This is a genomic window from Pseudaeromonas paramecii (assembly GCF_039540575.1).
Lineage (GTDB): Bacteria > Pseudomonadota > Gammaproteobacteria > Enterobacterales > Aeromonadaceae > Pseudaeromonas > Pseudaeromonas paramecii.
The window spans coordinates 307,606-328,255 of the sequence record NZ_BAABFC010000012.1; the positions used below are offsets into that span (position 1 = coordinate 307,606).

Annotated in this window: 22 protein-coding genes; 16 read left to right on the plus strand and 6 right to left on the minus strand. The window is 63.2% G+C overall.

Features of this window, described 5'->3' with window-relative positions; all coding sequences use genetic code 11:
- Position 1: 1 nt before the first annotated feature.
- Positions 2 to 1,120, minus strand: a complete 1,119-nt coding sequence (locus ABD847_RS10065) for a substrate-binding domain-containing protein (RefSeq protein WP_345012560.1) — start codon at positions 1,118 to 1,120, stop codon at positions 2 to 4.
- A gap of 268 nt (positions 1,121 to 1,388) precedes the next feature.
- On the opposite strand from ABD847_RS10065, the gene ABD847_RS10070 reads away from it, so the two are divergent.
- The 16 genes from ABD847_RS10070 (at position 1,389) to ABD847_RS10145 (ending at position 16,075) form a co-directional block, all read left to right on the plus strand.
- Entirely contained in the window at positions 1,389 to 1,562 is a 174-nt protein-coding gene (locus tag ABD847_RS10070) for a Flp family type IVb pilin (protein WP_345012561.1), read from the plus strand.
- Positions 1,563 to 1,569: 7 nt separating this feature from the next.
- The gene (locus tag ABD847_RS10075) at positions 1,570 to 2,046 is read left to right on the plus strand and encodes a prepilin peptidase (RefSeq protein WP_345012563.1); all 477 of its coding nucleotides are present in this window, start codon (positions 1,570 to 1,572) and stop codon (positions 2,044 to 2,046) included.
- Between the two features lie 64 nt (positions 2,047 to 2,110).
- Positions 2,111 to 3,484, plus strand: a complete 1,374-nt coding sequence (locus ABD847_RS10080; protein ID WP_345012565.1) for a P-loop NTPase family protein — start codon at positions 2,111 to 2,113, stop codon at positions 3,482 to 3,484.
- Positions 3,474 to 4,280 carry a Flp pilus assembly protein CpaB gene (cpaB, locus tag ABD847_RS10085; protein ID WP_345012567.1) on the plus strand — a complete coding sequence of 269 codons (807 nt, stop codon included), beginning with the start codon at positions 3,474 to 3,476 and terminating at the stop codon, positions 4,278 to 4,280. Before ABD847_RS10080 ends, cpaB begins: the two co-directional genes overlap by 11 nt.
- Before the next feature lie 27 nt (positions 4,281 to 4,307).
- The gene (locus tag ABD847_RS10090) at positions 4,308 to 5,876 is read left to right on the plus strand and encodes a type II and III secretion system protein family protein (protein WP_345012569.1); all 1,569 of its coding nucleotides are present in this window, start codon (positions 4,308 to 4,310) and stop codon (positions 5,874 to 5,876) included.
- Between the two features lie 12 nt (positions 5,877 to 5,888).
- A complete protein-coding gene (locus ABD847_RS10095) occupies positions 5,889 to 6,140 on the plus strand; it encodes a hypothetical protein (RefSeq protein ID WP_345012571.1) in 252 nt (83 codons plus the stop codon).
- 26 nt (positions 6,141 to 6,166) lie between these two features.
- Positions 6,167 to 7,393, plus strand: a complete 1,227-nt coding sequence (locus tag ABD847_RS10100; RefSeq protein ID WP_345012573.1) for a pilus assembly protein TadG-related protein — start codon at positions 6,167 to 6,169, stop codon at positions 7,391 to 7,393.
- Positions 7,393 to 7,848, plus strand: coding sequence for a TadE/TadG family type IV pilus assembly protein (locus ABD847_RS10105; protein WP_345012575.1), 456 nt, complete (start codon positions 7,393 to 7,395; stop codon positions 7,846 to 7,848). The genes ABD847_RS10100 and ABD847_RS10105 overlap by 1 nt, the downstream gene beginning before the upstream one ends.
- Positions 7,848 to 8,339, plus strand: coding sequence for a TadE/TadG family type IV pilus assembly protein (locus tag ABD847_RS10110; RefSeq protein ID WP_345012577.1), 492 nt, complete (start codon positions 7,848 to 7,850; stop codon positions 8,337 to 8,339). The genes ABD847_RS10105 and ABD847_RS10110 overlap by 1 nt, the downstream gene beginning before the upstream one ends.
- A 12-nt stretch (positions 8,340 to 8,351) precedes the next feature.
- Positions 8,352 to 9,584 (plus strand): CpaE/TadZ family protein, encoded by a 1,233-nt coding sequence (locus ABD847_RS10115; protein ID WP_345012579.1) that lies wholly within the window; start codon positions 8,352 to 8,354, stop codon positions 9,582 to 9,584.
- Positions 9,585 to 9,586: 2 nt separating this feature from the next.
- Positions 9,587 to 10,972 carry a TadA family conjugal transfer-associated ATPase gene (locus ABD847_RS10120; protein ID WP_345012581.1) on the plus strand — a complete coding sequence of 462 codons (1,386 nt, stop codon included), beginning with the start codon at positions 9,587 to 9,589 and terminating at the stop codon, positions 10,970 to 10,972.
- Positions 10,973 to 10,974: 2 nt separating this feature from the next.
- Positions 10,975 to 11,946, plus strand: coding sequence for a type II secretion system F family protein (locus ABD847_RS10125; RefSeq protein ID WP_345012583.1), 972 nt, complete (start codon positions 10,975 to 10,977; stop codon positions 11,944 to 11,946).
- Between the two features lies 1 nt (position 11,947).
- The gene (locus ABD847_RS10130) at positions 11,948 to 12,901 is read left to right on the plus strand and encodes a type II secretion system F family protein (RefSeq protein WP_345012585.1); all 954 of its coding nucleotides are present in this window, start codon (positions 11,948 to 11,950) and stop codon (positions 12,899 to 12,901) included.
- Between the two features lie 105 nt (positions 12,902 to 13,006).
- Entirely contained in the window at positions 13,007 to 14,053 is a 1,047-nt protein-coding gene (locus ABD847_RS10135; RefSeq protein ID WP_345012587.1) for a tetratricopeptide repeat protein, read from the plus strand.
- 119 nt (positions 14,054 to 14,172) lie between these two features.
- Positions 14,173 to 15,759 carry a S8 family serine peptidase gene (locus ABD847_RS10140; protein ID WP_345012589.1) on the plus strand — a complete coding sequence of 529 codons (1,587 nt, stop codon included), beginning with the start codon at positions 14,173 to 14,175 and terminating at the stop codon, positions 15,757 to 15,759.
- Between the two features lie 127 nt (positions 15,760 to 15,886).
- Positions 15,887 to 16,075 carry a hypothetical protein gene (locus ABD847_RS10145; protein WP_345012591.1) on the plus strand — a complete coding sequence of 63 codons (189 nt, stop codon included), beginning with the start codon at positions 15,887 to 15,889 and terminating at the stop codon, positions 16,073 to 16,075.
- Between the two features lie 79 nt (positions 16,076 to 16,154).
- On the opposite strand, the gene ABD847_RS10150 is transcribed toward ABD847_RS10145, so the two are convergent.
- The 5 genes from ABD847_RS10150 to frdA form a co-directional block, all read right to left on the minus strand.
- A complete protein-coding gene (locus ABD847_RS10150) occupies positions 16,155 to 17,195 on the minus strand; it encodes a GMP reductase (RefSeq protein WP_345012593.1) in 1,041 nt (346 codons plus the stop codon).
- A gap of 99 nt (positions 17,196 to 17,294) precedes the next feature.
- A complete protein-coding gene (gene frdD, locus ABD847_RS10155; RefSeq protein WP_345012595.1) occupies positions 17,295 to 17,645 on the minus strand; it encodes a fumarate reductase subunit FrdD in 351 nt (116 codons plus the stop codon).
- A gap of 12 nt (positions 17,646 to 17,657) precedes the next feature.
- A complete protein-coding gene (locus ABD847_RS10160) occupies positions 17,658 to 18,062 on the minus strand; it encodes a fumarate reductase subunit C (RefSeq protein WP_345012597.1) in 405 nt (134 codons plus the stop codon).
- Between the two features lie 3 nt (positions 18,063 to 18,065).
- Complete coding sequence (locus ABD847_RS10165) at positions 18,066 to 18,803, minus strand: succinate dehydrogenase/fumarate reductase iron-sulfur subunit (protein ID WP_345012599.1); 738 nt, start codon at positions 18,801 to 18,803, stop codon at positions 18,066 to 18,068.
- Positions 18,803 to 20,575, minus strand: coding sequence for a fumarate reductase (quinol) flavoprotein subunit (gene frdA, locus ABD847_RS10170; RefSeq protein ID WP_345012601.1), 1,773 nt, complete (start codon positions 20,573 to 20,575; stop codon positions 18,803 to 18,805). The genes ABD847_RS10165 and frdA overlap by 1 nt, the downstream gene beginning before the upstream one ends.
- Positions 20,576 to 20,650: the final 75 nt, after the last annotated feature.

The following is a 20,650-nucleotide window of genomic DNA, read 5'->3' on the forward strand; positions in this document are numbered from 1 at the left end:
GTTACTCCTGTTCCATGTCCGAATAACGAAAGGCGCGCGCCTGCAAGCCTTGTAGCACCGTCTTGGGGGTGTCTGGGGTGACCAGCACCAGATCCCCGGCAAACACCCGGGGCAGGGGCAGCCCCTGCAGATCCCGCTGTATGGCTTCGGCGACCGCCACCCCGGTATCGTCGTTGATGCGCATCACGGTGGCGGCCAGTTCCCCGCGGGCCAGGGCCGCCAGCTCCTGGGATCCGCCGCCCCAGCCGTTGACCTGCACCTTGCCCTGTCTTCCCTTCTGTTTGATGGCATCCAGGGCGCCCAGAGCGGTGTCGGTGGCACAGGCAAACAGCAGATCCAGATCCGGATACTGCTCCAGGGCCGATAAGGCCGCCTGGCGCGCCGACGCGCGATCGGACTGGGTATAGAAGGCCAGTCGCAGCTGACTGTTGGACTGAGGCCGCATCTGCTCGATAAAGGTATCGCCGCGGGCCGTGCTCACATAGCCAGGACTACGGTAAAGCATGGCGTAATCAAAATGGGGGCGCCCGGCCGCCTGGCGGCGAAAGAAGTCGGCCAACAGACGGCTGCCTTGCTGATGGTCAAAGCCGACATAAAGCAGCGGGGGCCGCGCCTCCCAGTCTTTGAGGGGGGTGGTGATGTTTTGCAGTATCACCTTGGGCCGGCCACGGCTGAGCAGCCGGGCTATGTACTTGTGCTGAAACTGAGCGTCAAGCGTGTAGATAAGGTAATCGGGATCCGCCGCCAGGGCGGTTACCAGTTGCTGGGTCTGCTGCCGCTCATCCTGTTCCGGCGCCTTGTCGTAGCTTTGCAACTGGTAGTCCAGCCCCAGCTGGGTCAGGCGACGCTCCAGGGCCAGACGGTTGCGACGCCAGTAGTCGGAGAGCTGGCCGCCCGGGCTGATGAGGGCGATCCGCATCGGTCCCTGCTGATGTAGCCGGGCCGGCTGTGGCGCGTTGCGCACCAGGCGCTTGAGGGTCTGGGTAGCCTGGGCCTGCTCCGGGTGCATGGCCTGGTACTGGCTCAGGGGCCAGTATTCATCCAGCCCTTCGGCGCCAAGCACCGACAGACCCAGTCCCCAGAGCAGCAGGCCGGTTAGCCATGCCCCTTTTCTCCCCATTACCACTCCTTAAGCACCTGTCCTCAGGCCCATTACCCACCGGATTCGGTCGAATCATTGTAGAGCATTCCCCCCGGCAGAATCACCTGATGATATCAAGCTTGGTCATTTGTCAAGGAGGATCACTTTTTTGCAACAATCGGTTAACCAACCCGGTTGTTGGCTATGGTTGATCTAGGGTCGGCGTCACAAACGGGCGACCGGGCCAGGACGGCCGACAGGAGCTTGCCCCCTGCCGGGCATAAACCAAGGGTGTGTGGAGGTGGTTATGAACAAGCTGGCAAACAAGATCTGTGCCTTCTGGCAGGACGAAGAAGGGCTCACCACGGTGGAATATGCGGTGGCGGGTACCCTGGTGGCCCTGGCGGTGGTGACGGCATTTACCGATTTGGGGACGGCAGTCGGAGATGCCATTCGCAGAATCATTGCTGAGATTCAATGACGCTCAGATGAATATCCTGCTATTGGCCGCCCTCTGCTACGGCGCCCTGGTGGATATCCAGACCCAGCGCATCCCCAATGCCCTGGTGCTGGCCCTGCTGGGTTTGGCCCTGTTGCAGCAGCTGCCGGGTGTGCCGCTCACCGGCCCCAGCCCGGCCAGTGCCCTGGCGGGGTTGGGGCTGGGACTGGCCCTGAGCCTGCCCTGCTATGCCATGGGGCTGCTGGGGGCCGGCGATGCCAAGTTGCTGGCCGCCTGTGGCGCCGTGCTGGGCTGGCCCGGCTTTATCTGGCTGCAGCTGGCCAGCTGGTTATTTATCGGCGTGTTGAGTCTGCTCTGGCTGCTCAGCCACGGGCTGCTGCAGCGGCTATGCTGGCACTGGCGTCATCCCGCTGGCGTTGTGGCCGAGTTCAAGGCTCAGACGGTGCGCCTGCCCTTTGGCGGCGCCCTCTTTCTGGCAGCCTTGGCCCAGCAGTTCTACGGTTAACACACATAGCCGCGGCCAGTTGGCCGGGGCAGGGAGGCCGGCCCTGGCTGGCAAGGAGGCGCAGATGAGCGAACCTGGCCGCAGTCTTGATGACGAGGCGATCGCCGAGGAAGCCTGTGCCCTGTTTCCGCCCCTGGTGGCGCCCCCGGCCGAGCTGGCGCCACGCCCCCGCAGTCTGGCGGACACCGGCATCCCCCGCCGGGTGCTGGAGATGCTGCTGATCAAACACCTCTCTCAGGTCACCGAACTGGACAAGCTGGCCTTGTCGTCTCGCCTGTGTCTGTCGGGCTCCCTGGTGGAGGAGCTGTTGCAGGGGCTCAAGGGGGAGGCGCTGCTGGAGACCCGGGCCGATGGCCGCTTCGAACGGAGCCTGCGCTTCGGCCTGACCCACAAGGGCATGGCCCTGGCTCAGTACGAGTGGCAGCGGGATGGCTATCTGGGGCCGGCACCGGTCAGCCTTACTCAGTACCGGGCCCTGGTGATGCGCCAGAGCGCCCGCCACGATTTTGTCACCGCCGAGCGCTTCGCCGCCGGCATGAGTGATGTGCTGCTGACCCCGGCGATGATCAACCAACTGGGCCCGGCCCTCAATTCCGGCCGGGCCATCTTCATCTACGGTCATCCTGGCACCGGCAAGACCTATGTCTCCCGCCGCCTGGTGCGGCTGTTTGCCACCGGGGTGCTGATCCCCCATGCCCTGTGTATCGACGAGCATGTACTGCCGGTGTTCGATCCCCTGGTGCACCGGCCGCTGCAGCTGGGACAAGGGGCCTCTTTGCGACTGGATGAGGGGGCGGATCCGCGCTGGCAGTGGTGCCAACGGCCCGAGGTGATGGTAGGGGGAGAGCTCACCACCGACATGCTGGATGTGAACTACGACGCCAGCTTGCATGCCTACCGGGCCCCCTTGCAGCTCAAGGCCAATAACGGTCTGTTTCTTATCGACGATCTGGGTCGGCAGAAGGTGGCGGTGGATGCCATCCTCAACCGCTGGATCGTGCCCATGGAGGAGCGGATCGACTATCTGACCCTGGCCTCCGGCAAGCACTTTGAGGTGCCGTTTGAGCAGGTACTGGTGTTCTCCACCAACCTGCCGCCCCACGAGTTGGTGGACGAGGCCTTCTTGCGCCGCATCGGCTACAAGATCCCCTTCCTGCCCATCAGCCCGGAGCACTATCGCCAGCTTTGGCAGCAGCAATGCCAGCGCCATGAGGTGCAGTGGGATGAGCCCCTGTTGCAGCACCTGCTCAAGGATCTTCACCAGGCCTGCGCCGTGCCCCTGTTGCCCTGTCACCCACGGGATCTGGTGGGCCTGTGCCGGGATCAGATCAACTTCACGCAAGCCCCTCCCAGACTGACCAGCGAACTGCTCGATGCGGTATGGCGCAGCTACTTCGTCAGCACGGAGGAACAAGGAGGGAAGGATCATGAAGGGTAAAGTCATCGCCATGCTGGTTGTCTCGCTGGCCATGGGGGGCGGCGCCCTCTGGTTGGCCGACAGCTGGCTCAAGCGCCAGCGCGGGCCGGTGAACCCGCAAGGGGATCAGGTGGCGGTCGTGGTAGCCGCCCAGCTCATCCCCTTGGGTACCCAGGTGGAGTCCAAGCATGTGCACCTGTTGACTGTGCCCAAGGCGCTGCAGCCGGAGAACAGCTTCAGCACCCTGGAGGACGCCATAGGACGGATCGCTCAGGTGGATTTGTTGCCGGCGGAAATCCTGCGGGCCGAACGGCTGGCCAGGCCGGGTGAGGGCAACCTGTTTGCCAGCCTGATCACCCCGGAAAAGCGGGCGGTGACCATACGGGTCAACGATGTGGTGGGGGTGGCGGGATTCCTGCTGCCGGGCAATTACGTGGATGTGTTGGCCTCGGTGGAGCTGGATGGCAAAAACAACGTCAAGACCACGACCGTGCTGGAAAACATCCGGGTGCTGGCGGTGGATCAGACCGCCCGCACTGCCGACAACAAGCCGGTGATAGTGCGCGCCGTGACCCTGGAAGTGACGCCGCAGGAGGCGGAGAAGCTGATGACGGAGACCACCCGGGGCACCATACAGCTGGCCTTGCGTAACCCTGAGGATGTGGCTCCCAACCCAACCCCGGTGGCGGCCGCCCCGCAATTGGCGGCCGTAACGCCACCACCCTGTCCGGCGCCTAAGGTGGTACGCAGTGGCGGCGGTCAATCTGTGACCCTCATCAAAGGGGTGAGTGTCAGTCAGACCCGAGTTAGCCAATAACCGGGCGCTCATGGCGGGGAGGACGCTATGGAGACGAAACAATACAAAGGGATCCTGGTGGCTGGCTTGTGGTGGTTGGCAAGTCTCGCCGGGGCGCCGCTGCAGGCGGCGGAACCGGCGGATATGGCGGTGCCCAGTCAGGGGGTGAGTGTGCCGGTCAATGGCGGGCGCATGGTGCAACTGCCGGGCAAGGCCAAGAAGGTGTCGGTGGGCAGTCCTGAGGTGGCGGACCTCATGGTGCTGCGCAGCGATCAGCTCTATCTGGTGGGCAAGCAGCTGGGCAGCACCAACGTCATCGTCTGGGATGCCCGGCAGAGGCCCATGCTGATGCTGGATGTGGAGGTCACCCATGACCTCAATGGGCTCAAGAGCAAGCTGCACGAGTTCATGCCCGAGGAGGCCATCAAGGTGCAGAGCAGCCAGGGCAAGCTGGTACTCAGCGGCCAGGTCTCCTCGGCGGAGAGGATGAATGTGGCACTGCAGCTGGCCCGTACCTTCACCGGCACCGTCAAGTTTGGTGACGGTGCCAAGCCGGAGGAGCAGAACGAGGGCACCCTGATCAACATGTTGACCATAGGCGGCGCTCAGCAGGTGATGCTGGAGGTGACGGTGGCGGAGGTGCAGCGCTCCCTGGTGCGCCAGTTCGACTCCAACTTCATCTTTGCCCATAACGGGGGCACCTTCAGCTTCGGCGGTGTGACCAATGGCGCCAGTTTCCCCGATGCCGTGTTCAATGGGGTGGGTGGCGATGGTCGGATCCCGGTGTTTGATACCACCAACGGCGCTCTGGTGGGGCCGGCGGTGTCCGAGTTTGCCCCCAATCCCCTCAATATTGATGGCAAGGGGCTGTTTGCCAGCTACCTAAGCGGCAACACCCTGTTTAGCGTGGCCCTCAACATCGCTAAGCAAAACGGCATGGCCAAGGTGCTGGCGGAGCCCACCCTGTTGGCGCTCAGCGGTACCAAGGCCGACTTTCTATCCGGCGGCGAGTTTCCGGTGCCTGTGCCCGATGACGATGGCTTGACCATCGAATACAAGGAGTTTGGCGTGGGGCTGCAGTTTGTGCCCGTGGTGCTGGATGCCGACCGCATCAACCTGGAGCTGGACGTGGCGGTCAGCGAGTTGAGCGGTACCAATGCCATGACCATATCGCCGTCCACCACCACCACGTCGTTTTATGTGCCGTCACTGACCAAACGTAGCGCCAAGACCACGGTGGAGCTGGGCAATGGCCAGACCATCGGCATCGCCGGTCTGCTCAACGAAAACCTCAGCGACTTCGTGGAGAAACTGCCGGGGCTGGGGGATCTGCCGGTCATCGGCCAGCTGTTCCGCAGCCAGGAGTTTCGCAAGGGCGAGACCGAGCTGGTGATACTGGTGACGCCGCGCCTGGCCAAGCCTATCCGGCGGGAGGATATCCGGCTGCCTACCGACAACTTCGTCGAACCCACGGATCTGGAGTACTACCTGCTGGGCAAGATGAGCCGGCTCTCCAGCGAAGAGCGGGGCGGCAGCGGTCTGGCGGATACCTCGACGGCCCCGGTGGCACCTGGGGTGGCGGTGGGCAGCGAAGGCCAGTATGGCCATGACTTGTAGCAGGAGGCCGTCATGAAAAGAACCATAGTGATACTGACGCTGGGCCTGGGGCTGAGCCTGGTTGGCTGTGCCAATGAGCCCCCCATGGGGCAGGCCAAGCGCCAGCTGATCCAGGCGCAGACCCTGGATCCTGAGGCCGGTCTGCTGGCGGTCAGTGCCGCCAATCCGGTGCCGGGACGGCAGGTCGAGCGGGCGGTTGCCGATCTAGGGACGCCCAAGGCGGTGGGGACCAGCGGCAGCAGCATGGGCAGCGTGCTTAAGTAGTCAGCACCGCCAATAAGGAGGTCAGGATGAACACTGTGACCAGGATGCGAGGCCCCGCCCGTCAGGGCGGCATAGTGCTGGTACTGGCGGCCGTCAGCCTGCTGGTACTGCTGGCCATGGCGGCCATGGCCTTGGATGTGGGGCACCTGATCCTCAACAAGGGCAAGCTGCAGAACATGGTGGATGCGGCGGCCTTAAGTGCCGCCAAGACCCTGGATCTGGGCGGTGATCAGGCCCTGGCCACCACGGCGGCCCTCACCATGCTCAACACCCATCTTGCCCAGCCGGGCTATGGGCGTTTTAGTCTGGCGGGCGCGAATATCCAGGTGCAGTTTTCCGACAGCCTGCCGTTTACCCCCGGCGGCAGTGCCAATGCCACCTATGTGCGGGTGGCGGTGAGTCAGGTGGACTTGCCGGAGTTTTTTGCCCGGGTGCTGAAACTGGATATGCAGGTGCAGGCCAGTGCCGTGGCGGGGCCCAGCACCAGTCTGGTCAACACCTGCAACCTGGTGCCCATCTTGGTGTGTGGTGAGGAGGGGGCAGAGAACTTCGGGTATGACACAGAGGAGCTGATTGGCCTCAAGTATTCCTCGCCGGATGAGGAGGTGGGAACGGGCAACTTCCACTTGCTGCGACTGCCAGATGCCGCCGGGGCGGCGGACATTCGGGTGGAGTTGGCCGGTGGTTATGGCGAGTGCCTGAGCCTGGAAAGTTCCATGCTGGAAACGGAGCCGGGCAACAAGGCTGGCCCTACCGCCCAGGGGCTCAACACCCGATTTGGCATCTATTCTGGGGCCGGTGTCAACGAACAGGATTACCCGCCTGATCTGGTGGTAACCCAGCCCACCCCCCAGGTGAAGGTGGATAAAAAAACCGGCGCCATGGATCAGACGGATCCGGATCAGTTGAGCTTCAATCTGGCGGACTACCTGGAGGAGTATCAGGCCCAGAACGTGGAGGAGGCCTACCAAGACTGCCTATTAGGGGAGTGTAGCGAGCGGGGGGCTTATCGCCGTGTCATGGCGGTACCCATCGGTCGCTGTGATGGCGGGGTCAATGGTCAGGGCGAGCTGCCTTTTTTGGGGCTGGCCTGTCTGTTCCTGGTTCAGCCGGTGGATCAGGCGGATGCCTTTATCGTCGGTCAGTTCATGTCCAGCTGTAATTTGGCGACAGGAACGCCAGGCATGAACCCCTTGCAGGCAGGGCCTTATCGGATCCAGCTCTACCGCGACAACCTGAGTGGAGATGCCTGATGAGGGCCGCCAACCGCCAACAGGGGCTGGCCGTGGTGGAGTTCACCCTGCTGCTGCCCATACTGCTGATCCTGTTGCTGGGGCTGACGGAGCTGGGGCGGGCCCTGTACCAGTACAGCCAGTTGGAGAAGATGGCTCGGGACACGGCGCGCTTTGTGGTGGAGGGGGCGGCCAGTGGCACGACCGGGCTGGTGCAGCTAACGCCTGAGGTGGTGGCCGAGGCGAGCGCTTTGGCCGTAAATGGTGATGGCAACGGCCAGCCGCTATTGCCCGGGCTCACGGCGGCAGATGTGACCATCTCCAGTCTGGGAGGGACCTTGGTGAAGGTGGAGATCCGCTACCGTTTCTCGCCCATGTTATTTGGCGACACCCTGCGACTGCCACTGTTCGGCCTGGCGGATGATATCAGCCTGCAGTTCGACCTGGTCAGCAGCAGTGTCATGAGGGCCTTGTGATGATGTCTCATTTTCTGCAGCGGCGCAGCCGCGGAACCGTCCTCATCGAGTTCACTCTGGTGGCGGTGCTCTTTTTCCTTCTACTGTTTGCCATCATGGAGTTCAGTCGCCTGCTGTTTGTCTGGCACGCCTTGAGCGAGTCCACCCGGCGGGCGGCGCGGCTGGCCGCCGTCTGTCAGGTGAGCGAGGCAGAACAGCTGGACGTGCGGACCTTGGCAGTGCTGGAGCCCGGGTTGTTGCCGGAGTTTGGCCCGGACAACCTGCAGCTTAATTACCTAGATGCCACCGGGGCCCCGGTGACCGGGGATCTGACCCAGGCCGCCACCTTCAACCAGATCCGCTTCGTGCAGGCACGGGTGATCAATTACCAGCTGCGGCTGATGATCCCGTTTTTGACGCCGGATCTGGTGACGCTGCTGGCCCCGGCGTTTAGCACCACCCTGCCCAGAGAGAGTCTGGGCGTAACGCCCACGGGCTACACGGACTGTTAGGGGGGAGATGCGGTGAGCACAGTCGTCGACTTACGCAGTGGCCAGGCCGCCTATCCGAGGATGATCGCCACCTCGCTGGATTGCTGGCTGGTGAGCGCCCACCCCTCGGTGCTGGAGCATGTGGCGGGCACGCTGGGGCAGTGGAGCAATGTCCGCTGCCAGGCCTATGCCGCCCTGCAGCACCTGGAGGAGGCCCAGCAGGAAGAGGGGGGCATGCTGTGGCCCGATCTGCTGCTGCTGTATGACCAGGATGACTGGGAGTGCTCCTTGGCGGAGTTTCGCGAGGTTTCCGGTCACGGCCTGACCGCCGTGCTGCTGTTTAGCCAGCAGCCGGACACCGCCCTGATGCGCCAGGCCTTGCGGGCCGGGGTGCAGGATGTGCTCGGTCTGCCCTGTGACGAGGATGAGTTATTGGAGTCCCTGGCGGCGGTGGCGGCCCACAAGCTGCAGCATGGCCGGCTGGGACGGGTCAGCGTATTTCTCAACGGCAAGGGCGGCATGGGCGCGACTTTCCTTGCCACCTCGGTGGCCCACCTGCTGGCCAAGGAGAAGCAGGAGCGCACCGTGCTCATCGATGCCGATAGCCAGTTTGGCTGTTGCCATTACCTGCTGGGGGTGCAGCCCAAGTTCTCCTTGTCCGAGGCCCTGGAGCAGGTGGAGGAGCTGGACGACATGGCGCTGGAAGGCCTGCTGTGCAAGCACGACTCTGGTTTGCGGCTCATCGGTAGTCGAACCGAGCAGCTGGGGGGCGCGACGACCCTGACGGCCCAGAGTTTCGGCCTGTTTCTCACCAAGGTCAGACAGCATTATGACCATGTGGTGGTGGATCTCTCCCGCGGGGTGGAGGCCTGGAACATGCCGGCCGTACTGGAGGCCCATCGCCTGTTCATGGTGGTGCAGCAGAGCCTGCCGGCCCTGCGGGATGCGGCCTTGCTGTTGCGTCAGATCCGTCAGGCCACCGGCATCGGCAACGACAAGCTCAGGGTCATCGCCAATCGTTATTCCCCCCGTCTGGACATAGGTCGGGACGCCCTCTGCCAGCCCCTGGGGGTGTCGTCCGCCATCCTGGTGCCCAATGACTTTGCCACCGCCAATGCCTGCGCCAACTTAGGCATTCCGCTGACCGAGGCGGGCCGCCATAAGCCGCTGACCCGGGTGCTGCGGGGCGTGATGGAGGAGCTGGCCTTGCAACCCAGTCTGCCTCGTACCGGGTTTGCTGGCATCTGGGATCGCCTGAGGAGGTAGTCATGTTTTTTCGCAACAGCCAAAGCGGCCGTCCCCATGACCACGAGGCTGCTCCGCGCCAGGAGCCGGTGGCCGTGGCACCGAGCCAGACCCAGAGCAACGGCGTCAACAAGGAGTGGATGCGTCTCAAGCGCCGGCTGATGGATGCCTTGTTTGACAACCTGGATCTGGCCTTGCTGGAGACGTTAGGTGAGGTGGCGGCCAGGGAGCAGATTGCCGAAGCCACCGCCAGCCTGCTGACCGAGCTGGAGAGCCCCTTGAGTGCCGATGCCCGGCGTCGGATCATCAAGGAGATCGGCGACGAGATCCTGGGATTGGGGCCCTTGGAGCCGCTGCTGGCGGATCACAGTGTCTCGGATATCCTGGTGAACGGCTTCGATCAGATCTACGTGGAGCGGGCCGGCAAGCTGGAGCTGACCGGCCACCGCTTTCAGGATGATCATCACCTGCTGAGCATCATAGATCGCATCGTCTCCCAGGTAGGCCGGCGCATCGACGAAAGCTCCCCCATGGTGGATGCCCGGCTCAAGGATGGTTCCCGGGTCAATGCCATCATTCCCCCCTTGGCCATCGATGGCCCCAGCCTCTCCATTCGCCGTTTTGCGGTGGAGCGCTTGGGGATGGACAACCTCATCGGGTTCGGCACCCTGGATGCCGCCATGGCCCACTTCTGCAACGCCATCGTCCGCGGGCGGCTCAACGTGCTCATCTCCGGCGGGACCGGCTCGGGCAAGACCACCACCCTTAACATCCTCTCCGGCTACATTCCGGCCAGCGAACGCATCATCACCATAGAAGACTCGGCGGAGCTGCAGCTGCAACAGCCCCATGTGGTGCGGCTGGAGACCCGGCCTCCCAACATCGAAGGGCGGGGGGCCGTCACCCAGCGGGAGCTGGTGATCAACGCCCTGCGCATGCGCCCGGATCGCATCGTGGTGGGGGAGGTGCGGGGCGCCGAAGCGGTAGACATGCTGGCGGCCATGAACACGGGGCACGATGGCTCCATGACCACCATCCACGCCAACACGCCGCGGGATGCCCTGAGCCGCATCGAGAACATGTTCGCCATGGCCGGCTGGAACATGCCGGCCAAGAACGTGCGGGCTCAGATCGCCTCGGCCCTGCACATAGTGCTGCAGCTCAAGCGGATGGAGGATGGCCGGCGTCGCCTGGTGAGCATTCAGGAGATCAACGGCATGGAAGGGGACGTCATCACCATGACGGAGCTGTTTCGCTTCGAACGCCAGGGGGTGGATAAGGAGGGCAACATACTGGGCTGTTACCTGCCCACCGGCAACATTCCCACCTTCATGGATGCCTTCGCCCACATGGGCATCGACTTGCCCTATTCCCTGTTCACCCCGCAATTGGGCGGCACAAGGAGGTAAGCATGGAACAGACACTGGAGCTGTACCTGCTGGTGGTGTTTATCGCCGTGGTGGTGATCTCCCAGACGGTCCTGGTCTCCTTGGGGGGAACCCGGGCCAAACAGAACCGCTTGATGCGCGAACGTCTGCGGCAGTTGGCGGATCAGCAGCAGGAGGCCAAGCTCTCCTTGTTGCGCCAGCGCTATCTGGCGGATCTCACCCCCCTGGCCCGTTGGCTGGAAGGCAGCGAGCTGGGGCAGGCACTGCGCTGGCGCCTGCAGCAGGCGGGGCTGGACTGGCTGGCCTACCGCACCGTGCTGGGCTGGTTGGGGGGCGCCTTGCTGGGCAGCCTGCTGGCCTGGGTCGGGTTGGGTAATCCGGCGGTGGCCTTGCTGTGGCCGGTGGCCCTGTTGGTGGTGCTGCTGTTCTGGATGCGCCTGAAGACCGCCGAGCGGTTGGATCGCTTCGAAGAGCAGTTTGTCGAGGCGCTGGATGTGATGAAGCGGGCGCTGCTGGTGGGCTACCCCCTGGTGGAGGTGTTCCGTACCGTGGGCGAGGAGATGAGTGAGCCCATCGCCGGTGAGTTTCGCCAGACCTATGCCGAACTCAACTTCGGGGTGGAGCTGCGTCTGGTGCTGGCGGGGCTGGCGGAGCGCAATCCCTCGGTGAGCATGCTGGCCTTCATCAGCGCCGTGATGATCCAGAAGGAGACCGGCGGCAACCTGGCGGAGAACCTGGACAAGCTGGGGCAGGTGATCCGCGGCCGGTTCCGGCTGTACCGCAAGGTGCGCACCCTGTCGGCGGAGGGCCGCATGTCGGCCTGGGTGTTGGCTCTGGTGCCCTTGGGGTTGTTCTTGGCGCTGTACCTGATGCAGCCGGATTACCTGGCTCCCTTGGTGGGGACCAGCCGAGGCCATTTTCTGCTGATCTACTCCTTCGTCAGCCTGGGGTTGGGGCTGATGCTGGTCAAGCGCATCCTGCGTATCGAGGTGTGAGATGGATTATCTGCTCAGCCTGTTTGGCGATCTGTTCAACGACTCCGAACGGGGCCGCCTGATCTTCCTGCTGCTGGTAGGGCTGAGCGCCATCGCCCTGGGGCTGGGCTTGACCCTGCTGGTAACCAGTTGGCTCGACCCCCTGCGGCGGCGACTGTCTCACCTGGCACACCCGCACACCGAGCCCCAGGCCGACGAGTGGTACCAAACCACCCTGGACTCTGTGTCCGGCTATCTGACCCCCCGCTCGGCCAGTGAGCGTCATTCGGTGGTGCGCCTGCTGACCCACGCCGGCTTCCAGAGCCAGCGGGCACTGCCCAGTTTCTATGCCATCAAGATCTTGCTGGCCATCGGTCTGGGGGGCGGCGCCCTGTTCGTCAGCCACTATTTTCCGGCGCTCAAGTCCCAGCAGGTGCTGCTCTATACGGTGGGCGCCATTTTTTGCGGCATGATGCTGCCCAACATGGTGGTCAGCCGGTTGGCGGCGGCCCGGATACAGCGGATGCAGCGGGCCTTTCCCGATGCCCTGGATCTGCTGGTGGTCACCTCGGAGGCCGGATTGGGCTTTATCGCCGCCCTCAACCGGGTATCGGACGAGATGGTCGGCATGTGCCCCGAGCTGGGGGGCGAGATGCAGATGGTGTGCACGAAGATCCGGGTGGGGGTGGCCGTTCCCGACGCCCTCAAGCAGATGGTGGAGCGCACCGGCCTGGAGGAGGTGCGGGGGCTGGCCGGGGTCATAGGTCAGTCGCTGAAGATGGGCTCCAGTCTGGGGGAAACCCTGCGGGTCTATGCCGACGAGTTTCGGGATCGGCGGATGCAGCGGGCCGAAGAGGCGGCGGCCAAGATAGGCACCAAGCTGATCTTTCCCCTGGTGATGTTTATCTGGCCGGGGTTTTTCGTGGTGGCGGTGGGGCCGGCCATTATTGCCGTGCTGGAAACCTTTCATCGCTAGATCAGGCCGGCGCGTGAGCGCAGCTCGGTACCTGTGTTGGCGGCCGCTTTGTGCAGTACTTATATGATGACAAGAGCTAGAGGGCTACTTGCCCGGGAGGCGACGATGATACGGTGGCATGGCATGCAATGGCTGTGGGGGCTCACCCTGTTGGGCTTGTTTGGCTGTGCCAGTTCGGAGGCACCCCCCAGCCAGGCCCCCTTTAGTCACGAGCTATACGACGGCAAACCCATGGTCAGTCTGAGCAATGACTTTCCTCCTGCCACGGCTGCCGAGGCGCTGGCACGGGGCGATCTGGCCTATCGCAAGGGAGATCCGGATCTGGCCATCTACGAATACCTGCGGGGCCTGACGCTGCCGGATGCGGCGCCGCTCACCGGCACCTTTTACTTCAAGGTTGGTTACATCCATCAACACAAGGGCAACCTGCCCCTGGCACAGCAGGCTTACGAGCGGGCGGTGGCCGCCGATCCCAAACAACCACTGTTTGGTGCCTCCCTTGGCGAGGTCCTGCTCAAGCAGGGCGCCAAGGAGCCGGCCAAGCAGCAGCTGTTGCTGGCGGTACAGGCAGATCAACGCCGTCAGGGCTGGGCCGGCAGTCAGCTGGATCTGACCCAGCTGCAGCTGGACGCCGGCTCGCCGCTGCGGGCCTATTTGTGTCTGGGCATACTGGCGGATCTGCAAGGCGATGGCACCCTGGCCCGACGGCTGTATCAGCAGGTATTGGCCAAGCAGCCCAGCTATCCCCTGGCGTATCTGAACCTGGGCTACTCCCTCTATCTGAGCGGCGATCTGGCGGGGGCCGAGCAGCAGACCAGCCACGCCCTCAGTCTGGATAAGAATCTGACCCGCGGCTGGTCCAATTTGGGGCTGATCCTGGTGCGCAGCGGCCGTTATGAGGAGGCGCTGGAGGTGTTCAGTCACATCATGCCGCTGCACGAGGCGATGAATGACACCGGCTACCTGGCCTTACTCAATGGCGAGCCCAAGGTGGCCGCCTATTACCTGCAGCGGGCCATCGACACCTGCCCCACCTACTACGAAAAGGCCCAGCGCAATCTCAAACGGGCACAGCAGGGGCTCAGCGCCAGTCAGTTGGCCCTGGCTGACAGTGACGTGGCCGTGGAGGTCCAACCAGCCTTGTCGCAATGAGCTCCCTTTTCGTTTTGGCCGATTTGGTTAGAACGTATTGCTCCATCGTTGCCGGTGCTGGCTCGCCATACTTGAAGTCATCAGGGTGTTGGCAAGCGCCGTCGGCGCGGGAGGCAGGGATGAAACGGATCTGGCTGGTCTGGCTACTCATGCTGGTGGGGGCCACGACTCAGGCGACGGAGCGGTTTCTGCTGCAGGCCAACCCTGGCCAGTATCAGGCCCTGACTCAGGTGTTACAGCATCACGGTGTCAAACCGGCGCTGGCGTTGCCGGCCCATGAGGCGGCGGCTGTCTATCTGACGCCGGCGGATGTCGCGGCTCTGCGGGGCCATCCAGCGCTGCGCTGGCTGGAAACCGACGTCAAGCGTTATCCCATGAGCCTGCCGCAGCAGGCGCCCTACGGCATCGGTCTGGTACAGGCCGATGTCGCCCATCTGGGGAGCAACTTCGATAGCGCCAGCGGCAACCTGCTGGTGTGCATCATCGACTCCGGCTATGACCTGACCCACGAAGACCTGCCGTCGGCCACGGTACAAGGGGTCAGCGATCCGGGGGGCGCCGGTGACTGGTTCGTGGATGATCTGCACCACGGCACCCATGTGGCTGGCACCCTGGCGGCGCTGGATAACAGCGTCGGGGTGCTGGGCATCTTGCCCGGTGGCCAGGTAGGGCTGGGCATCGTCAAGGTATTTGACGGCGATGGTTGGGCCTACTCCTCCAGCCTGATTGCCGCCTTGGATGCTTGCCGGCAGCTGCAGGCGGGGCGGCGTCTGGTGGTCAACATGAGCCTGGGAGGCATACTCTCCAGTCGGACCGAGGATCGCGCCTTTGCCGATGCCTACAAAGCGGGGGTGCTCTTGGTGGCGGCAGCCGGCAATGATGGTTCCAGCCGTAAATCCTATCCAGCCTCCTACGCGTCAGTGATCAGCGTGGCCGCGCTGGATGAGGCCAAGCAGATCGCCAGCTTCTCCCAGCATAACAGCGCGGTGGAGCTGGCGGCGCCCGGCGTCGGGGTGCTCTCGAGCGTGCCGGTGGGCACCGCCTTGCTGGGAGAATTGAATCAGGGCGGCCATCTCTACAAGGCCTTGCCCATGGAAGGTAGCCCGTTGGCTAGCCGGACCGGCTCCCTGGTGGATTGTGGCCAGGCCACTACGCCCTGTCTGGCGGCCGGGCAAGCCGATGGCGGCCAGGGTGGCCTGTGTCTCATTGCCCGGGGCAGCATCAGCTTTGCCGACAAGGTACTCAATTGCCAGGCGGGCGGTGGGCGCGGAGCCATCATCTACAACAATGTCGATGGCGATCTCAATGGCACCCTGGCTGGCGTGGTGACCCAGATCCCCAGTGTCGGGATCCGGCAACTGGATGGCTTGAGTCTGCTTGCCGTGGTGGGGCAAAGCGCCCAGCTGGCGGTAACACAGGGGGATTACGCCTACTATGACGGCACCTCCATGGCCACCCCCCATGTGGCCGGGGTGGCGGCACTGATCTGGTCACGTCACCTCGGTTGCAGCAACGCCGAAATCCGCACGGCCCTGGGCAGCAGCGCCCTGGATCTGGGGGATCTGGGACGAGATAGCTTCTTTGGTTACGGACTGGTGCAGGCCAAGGCCGCCGATGATCTCTTGTCCGCTGATTGCGGGGCCGGTGCCGGCGGTGATGGCGGCTCTGGTGGTAGCGGTGGCGGCAAGGGGCGCAACAAGCCTTGATGTTGGCCTGACTAGCAGGGGGTTGGCTGGCGCCATGAGTTAAAAAGACGGTTATCGAGGGTGAATAGGGCTAAAGTTAGCCGGTTGGCTGCCGATAGGGGATTGAACAGAGCAGGAGGACGTCAACATGAATGTAACTCAGAGCGCTGGTAATTATGGTCAGGAGGCGATGGTCGCCAGCCTGGCCAAAAAGCAGCAAGAAGCACAGGGCGCCCAGGCGCTGTCGCTGTTGCAGGGGGCGGTGGAAAATGCACCGGCACCGCAAGGCGGCACCACCACCGAGTCCCTGGGTAACAACATCAACATCCACGTCTGACAGTGTCCTGTTTAAGCGTGTGATCTTAATGAGGAGGCGAAAGCCTCCTCTTCTTTTGAACTTGCTACGCCAATCCGTCTTATGAGGTGAATAGCCGGTTTTCCTGCTCCTGAACCCGGATAAAGGTGGTGCGCTTGCTCAGTTCCTTGAGGTGGGCGGCCCCCACATAGGTGCAGGTGGAGCGCACGCCCCCCAGTATGTCCTGCACCGTCTGGCTCACCGGTCCCCGATAGGGCAGCTCCACCGTCTTGCCCTCCGAGGCGCGATATTCCGCCACCCCACCGGCGTGCTTGTCCATGGCGGTGGCCGAACTCATGCCGTAGAACTGCATGTATTGCCGACCGTCCCGCTCCAGCAGTTGGCCGCCGCATTCGGCATGGGCCGCCAGCATGCCCCCCAACATGACGAAGTCCGCGCCGCCGCCGAAGGCCTTGGCCACATCCCCCGGGCAGGTACAGCCACCGTCGCCGACGATATGCCCCTTGAGGCCGTGGGCGGCATCGGCACATTCGATGATGGCGGACAGCTGCGGGTAGCCGACGCCTGTCTTGACCCGGGTGGTGCAGACGGAGCCGGGGCCTATGCCCACCTTGATAAGGTCGGCGCCGGAGAGCAGCAGCTCCTCCACCATCTCGCCGGTCACCACATTGCCGGCACAGATGACATGCTCGGGGAAGTGTTCGCGCACCCGTTGCACGAAGCGGACGAAATGCTCGGCGTAACCGTTGGCCACGTCCACGCAGATGAAACGCAGCGCCGGGGATAGCGTCAGTATCTGGCTGGTCTTGTCAAAGTCCTGGGCGGAGGTGCCGGTAGAGACCATGATGTTGGCCAGCAGCTCAGGGGGGCTGCTGGCGAGAAAGTCCTGCCACTGGCTCAGGCTGTAGTGCTTGTGGAGGGCGGTCATCAGGCCAAAGGGCGCCAGCGCGCGGGCCATGGCGAAGGTGCCGACCGTATCCATGTTGGCGGCCATGATGGGAATGCCGTGCCAGGTTCCCTTGCCGTGCAGGAAGTGAAACTCCCGATTAAGATCCACCTGGGCGCGGCTGTTGAGGGTGGAGCGCTTGGGGCGAAACAGCACGTCCTTGAAGCCGAGCTTGAGATCCTCTTCGATACGCATGGTGAACTCCTTGCTGCGCTGAACCGACCAAAAAAAACCGGAAGCGGTGAGGCTTCCGGTTTTTAGCATAGTACCCGGGCGAGCCGGGTGGCCCTCAGGCTAGAACATCTGTACCAACAGGGTCAGGGCGGCGGCAGAGACCAGAAAGGCAAAGCCGTAGCAGACATAGTGGTGCAGGCGGGTGGTGTGGACCCCCACATCATGCAGGCCGTGATAGATGCGGTGCATGGCGTGCCAGATGGGCAGGGCTATGGTGGCCAGCAGGATCAGGGCGCCCCACCAGGTGGTGGCAAAGGCATGGACCCGCTCATAGCTGAGCTTCTCCGGCGATATGATGCTCATGGGCACCAGAATGCCGGTGATGAGCACCAGTATGGGCAGCAGCACCGCTGTCATGACGCCACCGGCACCAAACAGCAGCCAGTAGACGGGTTCGTCGGAACGTTTCATGAGTCGTCTCCTTTAGGCCAGCAGCACGAACAGCAGCACCACCAAGGAGGCGCCGGCCAGGCCGATGTATTGAGCCATGATGATGGGCTTCTCCGGGATCAGCTCATCACCCTTGAAGATGCGCATGGCCTTGGGGGCCAGGGCAAACCAGGTCTTGGCGTGAAAGGCACAGGCCGCCAGCACCGCCAGATGCAGCAGGATGGACAGCGGATGGGTGAGGGCCGCCAGCCAGCCGTTGAAGGCCACTTCGCCCTGACTCAGGCGCAGTAGCCCCACCATCAGGATGACGGCGTAGATGGCCACCAGCAGGCTGGTGCCTTCTCGCAGCATGTAGAGAATGTAGAAACGATCCTTGAGCCACCAGCTCTTCTTGACCGGGCGAACAAAGGGTTTGCGCTTGCTTTGGCTGTGGTCCATGGCTCACTCCTCCGGCTTGAACATGGCGATGACGTAATCCTTGGCGCTCTCCACCTTACCCAGCTGGATGGCGGCCGCAGGATCCACGCCCTTGGGGCAGACTTCGGAGCAGTAGCCCACGAAGGTACAGCTCCAGACCCCTTTCTCCTGGTTGAGGATCTTCATCCGCGCGGCCTGACCGCCATCCCGGCTGTCGGCGTTATAGCGGTAGAGCAGGGCCAGGGCGGCGGGGCCCATGAAGCTCTTCTTCAGACCATACTGGGGGCAGGCGGAATAGCACAGACCGCAGTTGATGCACATGGAGAACTGGCGGAACTTGGCCAGTTGCGCCGGGGTTTGAATGTATTCCCCCTCGCAGACCGACTTCTCCTCCTTGGGGATGATGTAGGGCTTGATGGACTCCAGCTTCTCGATGAAGTCGGACATGTCCACCACCAGATCCCGCTCGATGGGGAAGTTACGCAACGGCTCCAGGGTGATCTTGCCGGGGATGTAATCCCGCAGGAAGGTCTTGCAGCCCAGCTTGGGCACGCCATTGACCATCATGCCGCAGGAGCCGCAGATGGCCATGCGACAGGACCAGCGGAAGCTGACGGTGGAGTCCAGCTCATCCTTGATGTAGGAGAGGGCTTCCAGTACCGACATCTCGTGCCGGTAGGGGACCTGGAACGTCTGCAGCCAGGGTTCGTTGTCTTCCTCCGGGCGGTAGCGGAGGATTTCGATCTCGATCATGTCGGCCATTAATGCGCTTCCTTCTTATCGCCAGCGGCGCCATAGACCCGGGCGGCCGGTTGAGACTTGGTGATGGTGACGTCGCTGTAATCAATCTTGGGCGACCCTTCGGCGTTGAAGTAGGCCAGGGAGTGCTTGAGGAAGTTGACGTCGTCGCGCTCCTCGTATCCATCCAGCCGCTGGTGGGAGCCGCGGGACTCCTTGCGGTTGTAGGCGGAGTGCACCATGGACTCGGCGACGTCCAGCAGGAAGCCCAGCTCTATGGTGTAGAGCCAGTCGGTGTTGAACACGCTGGACTTGTCCTTGACCCGCACCCGCTTGTAGCGCTGCTTGAGTTCGACAATCTTGTCGATGGTCTGCTGCATGGCCTCGGCGGTACGGTAGATGCCGACCCCTTCTTCCATGGTGTCACCCAGCTCGTTGCGCAGGGTGGCGGGGTTTTCGTCGCCATCGCCTTCCATCAGGCTCATGGCCTGGGCCACCGCGCTCATGGCCTGCTTGTACAGGGCATCTGTGTTGCCATGGGGATGAGTCTGGGCGAAATGAGCGGCCTCTTCACCCGCCACCTTGCCGAACACCACCAGCTCGCACAGGGAGTTGGAGCCCAGACGATTGGCGCCGTGCAGGCCGATGGAGGCGCATTCGCCCACCGCGTACAGGCCGGGCAGGCGGGTGGCGCAGCGGCCATTGGTTTCGATGCCACCCATGGTGTAGTGCACCGTCGGGCGTACCGGGATGGGTTCCTTGGCCGGATCCACCCCCACGTAGGCCTTGGACAGTTCGCAGATGAAGGGCAGACGCTCCTCCAGGTACTTGGCACCCAGGTGACGCAGATCCAGGTAGACCACATCCCCCAGCGGAGTTTCCACCGTGCGGCCCTTCTGCTGCTCCTGCCAGAAGGCTTGGGAGAGTCTGTCCCGCGGGCCCAGCTCCATGTACTTGTTCTTGGTCTCCCCCAAGGGGGTTTCCGGGCCCAGACCATAGTCCTGCAGGTAGCGGTAGCCATCCTTGTTGACCATGATGCCGCCTTCACCCCGGCAGCCTTCGGTCATCAGGATGCCGCAACCGGGCAGGCCGGTGGGGTGGTATTGCACGAACTCCATGTCCCGCAGCGGCACGCCGTGACGGTAGGCCAGGGCCATGCCGTCACCCGTGACTATGCCGCCGTTGGTGTTGAAGCGGTAGACCCGGCCGGCACCGCCGGTGGCGATGATCACCGACTTGGCCTGGATCATGCGGGTGACACCGTTTTGGATGTCGAAGCAGATCACCCCCTGCACCCGGCCATCCAGCACCAAGAGATCGAGGCAGAAGTGTTCGTCGAAACGTTTGATTGACGGGTATTTGATGGAGGTCTGAAACAGGGTGTGCAGCATGTGAAAGCCGGTCTTGTCGGCGGCAAACCAGGTGCGGGGTATCTTCATGCCGCCGAAGGGACGCACGTTGACGTGACCGTCCTCCTTGCGACTCCAGGGGCAGCCCCAGTGTTCCAGCTGGACCAGTTCCGGGGTGGCCTGATCCACGAAGTATTCCACCACATCCTGTTCACACAGCCAGTCACCGCCGGAGACGGTATCGTGGAAGTGGTTGTCCAGGCTGTCGTCTTCCCGTACCACGCCAGCCGCGCCCCCTTCGGCAGCCACCGTATGGCTGCGCATGGGATAGACCTTGGAGATGAGGGCGATTTCCAGTGCGGGATTCTTCTCGGCGATGGCGATGGCGGCACGCAGGCCACCGCCACCGGCACCTACGATGGCGACATCGGTCTTAACTATATCCACTTGTGCCTCCTATGGAACGAAAACCCGTTGCGAACTGGCAACGGGATACAGTGGCAACTAGCCATTTATATCGGC

Bases quoted from the DNA above. Each gene is read 5' to 3' on its own strand.
- ABD847_RS10160 (WP_345012597.1), bottom strand. From the start codon at position 18,062: ATGGACCACAGCCAAAGCAAGCGCAAACCCTTTGTTCGCCCGGTCAAG.
- cpaB (WP_345012567.1), top strand. From the start codon at position 3,474: ATGAAGGGTAAAGTCATCGCCATGCTGGTTGTCTCGCTGGCCATGGGG.
- ABD847_RS10130 (WP_345012585.1), top strand. From the start codon at position 11,948: ATGGATTATCTGCTCAGCCTGTTTGGCGATCTGTTCAACGACTCCGAA.
- ABD847_RS10135 (WP_345012587.1), top strand. From the start codon at position 13,007: ATGATACGGTGGCATGGCATGCAATGGCTGTGGGGGCTCACCCTGTTG.
- ABD847_RS10070 (WP_345012561.1), top strand. From the start codon at position 1,389: ATGAACAAGCTGGCAAACAAGATCTGTGCCTTCTGGCAGGACGAAGAA.
- ABD847_RS10100 (WP_345012573.1), top strand. From the start codon at position 6,167: ATGAACACTGTGACCAGGATGCGAGGCCCCGCCCGTCAGGGCGGCATA.
- ABD847_RS10165 (WP_345012599.1), bottom strand. From the start codon at position 18,803: ATGGCCGACATGATCGAGATCGAAATCCTCCGCTACCGCCCGGAGGAA.
- ABD847_RS10075 (WP_345012563.1), top strand. From the start codon at position 1,570: ATGAATATCCTGCTATTGGCCGCCCTCTGCTACGGCGCCCTGGTGGAT.
- ABD847_RS10090 (WP_345012569.1), top strand. From the start codon at position 4,308: ATGGAGACGAAACAATACAAAGGGATCCTGGTGGCTGGCTTGTGGTGG.
- ABD847_RS10140 (WP_345012589.1), top strand. From the start codon at position 14,173: ATGAAACGGATCTGGCTGGTCTGGCTACTCATGCTGGTGGGGGCCACG.
- ABD847_RS10080 (WP_345012565.1), top strand. From the start codon at position 2,111: ATGAGCGAACCTGGCCGCAGTCTTGATGACGAGGCGATCGCCGAGGAA.
- ABD847_RS10095 (WP_345012571.1), top strand. From the start codon at position 5,889: ATGAAAAGAACCATAGTGATACTGACGCTGGGCCTGGGGCTGAGCCTG.
- ABD847_RS10105 (WP_345012575.1), top strand. From the start codon at position 7,393: ATGAGGGCCGCCAACCGCCAACAGGGGCTGGCCGTGGTGGAGTTCACC.
- ABD847_RS10125 (WP_345012583.1), top strand. From the start codon at position 10,975: ATGGAACAGACACTGGAGCTGTACCTGCTGGTGGTGTTTATCGCCGTG.
- ABD847_RS10145 (WP_345012591.1), top strand. From the start codon at position 15,887: ATGAATGTAACTCAGAGCGCTGGTAATTATGGTCAGGAGGCGATGGTC.
- ABD847_RS10065 (WP_345012560.1), bottom strand. From the start codon at position 1,120: ATGGGGAGAAAAGGGGCATGGCTAACCGGCCTGCTGCTCTGGGGACTG.
- frdD (WP_345012595.1), bottom strand. From the start codon at position 17,645: ATGAAACGTTCCGACGAACCCGTCTACTGGCTGCTGTTTGGTGCCGGT.
- ABD847_RS10110 (WP_345012577.1), top strand. From the start codon at position 7,848: ATGATGTCTCATTTTCTGCAGCGGCGCAGCCGCGGAACCGTCCTCATC.
- ABD847_RS10120 (WP_345012581.1), top strand. From the start codon at position 9,587: ATGTTTTTTCGCAACAGCCAAAGCGGCCGTCCCCATGACCACGAGGCT.
- ABD847_RS10150 (WP_345012593.1), bottom strand. From the start codon at position 17,195: ATGCGTATCGAAGAGGATCTCAAGCTCGGCTTCAAGGACGTGCTGTTT.